Origin of the sequence: Pseudomonas sp., assembly GCF_026224925.1 — a bacterium.
In the GTDB taxonomy this organism is placed as follows: Bacteria; Pseudomonadota; Gammaproteobacteria; order Pseudomonadales; family Pseudomonadaceae; genus Aquipseudomonas.
On sequence record NZ_JAMFRV010000292.1, the window covers coordinates 1 to 2,608 of the forward strand.

A 2,608-nucleotide genomic window follows, 5' to 3' on the forward strand; every position below is an offset into this window, starting at 1 on the left:
GAGGTTCAAGCACCTACATCTGAAGTTATCTTTGTCTCGCTGGGCGAAACTGCAGTTGGCGACGACTGGGGCTCGGTCGCCGGGCTGATACCCACTGCATGAAGCCCTTTGGGACCTTGAATGATTTCAAATTTCACGGGTTGACCCGCTTTCAGGGTCTTGTAGCCATCCATGGTTATCGCGGAATAGTGAGCAAACAGGTCTTCTGTCTTGCCGTCTTCATTGATGAAGCCATAGCCTTTGGCGTTGTTAAACCATTTGACTTTGCCAATTAGTGCCATTTTCCCTTCCTTCTGCAAAGGACTCCGTCAGGAGTATGATCCACCTCATCCGCCGGACCGAAAAGAATTTGGTTGACTGCACGGACCCTTTTTACCCAATGTGGGTTCTATTGTTTGTAACACTGTTTTGCCGATAGTCAAGGTCATGCGGCAGTCTGTTGATAAACCGGCCAGGCCGAGGCTAAATTTATGAATCCGTCCACATACGAACCCTTCTTTCCATGCATGCAATCAGCCAGATTCGACTAACATTCAATCAGGATCGTCCAGAAACCCATGACGATGACGCCGCTGGAGTGGCGCTGAAAGAAGCTAAACCCGCATTGCAGGCGCCACCGATGTACAAAGTGGTTTTGTTTAATGATGACTACACCCCGATGGATTTCGTCGTCGAAGTACTCGAGGGTTTTTTCAATCTGAATCGTGAGCTGGCGACCAAGGTCATGCTAGCCGTCCATACAGAGGGACGGGCAGTATGTGGATTGTTTACCCGCGACATCGCCGAGACCAAGGCAATGCAGGTGAACCAATACGCCAGGGAAAGCCAGCATCCGCTACTCTGTGAGATCGAGAAGGACGGTTAACGCCGACCACTTGGGTATGAGGTGAAGCTATGTTAAACCGTGAGCTCGAAGTCACTCTCAATTTGGCCTTCAAGGAAGCTCGTTCGAAGCGTCATGAATTCATGACGGTTGAGCATCTCCTTTTGGCCCTTTTGGACAATGAGGCTGCCGCCACCGTTCTGCGTGCCTGCGGCGCAAACCTCGATAAGCTCAAGCATGATTTGCAGGAGTTTATCGACTCCACTACGCCGTTGATCCCCGTCCATGACGAAGATCGCGAAACACAGCCGACGCTGGGCTTTCAACGGGTACTGCAGCGTGCAGTCTTCCATGTGCAAAGCTCCGGCAAGCGCGAAGTCACCGGCGCCAACGTGCTGGTCGCAATCTTCAGCGAACAAGAAAGCCAGGCGGTGTTTCTGCTCAAACAGCAGAGCGTTGCCCGGATCGATGTCGTCAATTACATCGCTCATGGCATCTCTAAAGTACCAGGGCATGGCGATCACTCTGAAGGTGAGCAAGATATGCAGGACGACGAGGGCGGTGAGGCTTCTTCCTCTGGCAATCCTCTGGATGCCTATGCCAGCAACCTGAACGAACTGGCCCGTCAGGGTCGGATCGACCCGTTGGTCGGTCGTGAGATGGAAGTTGAGCGAGTTGCGCAGATTCTGGCGCGTCGTCGTAAAAACAACCCTTTGTTGGTCGGTGAGGCGGGTGTCGGTAAAACGGCTATCGCTGAGGGTTTGGCCAAACGCATTGTTGATAATCAGGTCCCGGACTTGCTTGCTAACAGCGTGGTCTATTCCCTTGATCTCGGCGCCTTGTTAGCCGGGACCAAATACCGTGGCGATTTTGAAAAGCGCTTCAAAGCGCTGCTCAATGAACTGAAAAAACGCCCTCAAGCGATTCTGTTCATCGATGAAATCCACACCATTATCGGTGCCGGTGCTGCGTCGGGTGGCGTGATGGATGCGTCTAATCTGCTCAAGCCTTTGCTGTCTTCGGGTGATATCCGCTGCATTGGTTCGACCACCTTCCAGGAATTCCGCGGGATCTTCGAAAAAGATCGAGCGTTGGCGCGGCGTTTCCAAAAAGTTGACGTGTCCGAGCCGTCAGTTGAAGACACCATAGGCATCTTGAGAGGCCTGAAGGGGCGTTTCGAGCAGCATCATGGTATCGAGTACAGCGATGAGGCCTTGCGCGCCGCTGCTGAGCTGGCATCGCGTTACATTAATGATCGGCACATGCCGGACAAAGCCATCGATGTGATCGACGAAGCCGGCGCGTATCAGCGCCTGCAACCCGTCGAGAAACGTGTGAAGCGTATTGAAGTGCCTCAGGTCGAAGACATCGTGGCTAAAATTGCACGTATTCCGCCTAAGCACGTCAACAGTTCCGACAAGGAGCTTCTGCGTAATCTGGAGCGCGACCTGAAGCTGACAGTGTTTGGTCAGGATGCTGCGATTGATGCGTTGTCGACGGCCATCAAGCTGTCGCGTGCTGGGCTGAAGTCTCCAGACAAACCAGTGGGTTCGTTCCTGTTTGCCGGTCCGACCGGTGTTGGTAAGACCGAAGCGGCTCGTCAGTTGGCCAAAGCGCTGGGTATCGAACTGGTTCGTTTCGACATGTCCGAGTACATGGAGCGCCACACCGTTTCGCGTTTGATTGGTGCTCCGCCAGGTTATGTCGGTTTTGATCAGGGTGGTCTGCTGACTGAAGCGATTACCAAGCAACCGCATTGCGTATTGCTGCTCGATGAAATCGAGA

The 2,608-nt window shown here is 53.2% G+C and carries 3 protein-coding genes; 2 read left to right on the forward strand and 1 reads right to left on the reverse strand.

Annotation, left to right across the window (positions count from 1 at the left end; genetic code table 11):
* Positions 1–5 precede the first annotated feature (5 nt).
* Positions 6–281, reverse strand: coding sequence for a cold shock domain-containing protein CspD (gene cspD, locus M0974_RS12640; protein ID WP_297836777.1), 276 nt, complete (start codon positions 279–281; stop codon positions 6–8).
* 221 nt (positions 282–502) lie between these two features.
* Between cspD and clpS the strand changes: the two genes are divergently transcribed.
* Entirely contained in the window at positions 503–865 is a 363-nt protein-coding gene (clpS, locus tag M0974_RS12645) for an ATP-dependent Clp protease adapter ClpS (RefSeq protein WP_297836781.1), read from the forward strand.
* A gap of 29 nt (positions 866–894) precedes the next feature.
* A partial coding sequence (locus tag M0974_RS12650; protein WP_297836784.1) for an AAA family ATPase occupies positions 895–2,608 on the forward strand: 1,714 nt, incomplete at its 3' end.

What these genes read in the sequence shown, in the direction of transcription:
- clpS (WP_297836781.1), top strand. Translation starts at nt 503, where the DNA reads ATGCATGCAATCAGCCAGATTCGACTAACATTCAATCAGGATCGTCCA.
- cspD (WP_297836777.1), bottom strand. Translation starts at nt 281, where the DNA reads ATGGCACTAATTGGCAAAGTCAAATGGTTTAACAACGCCAAAGGCTAT.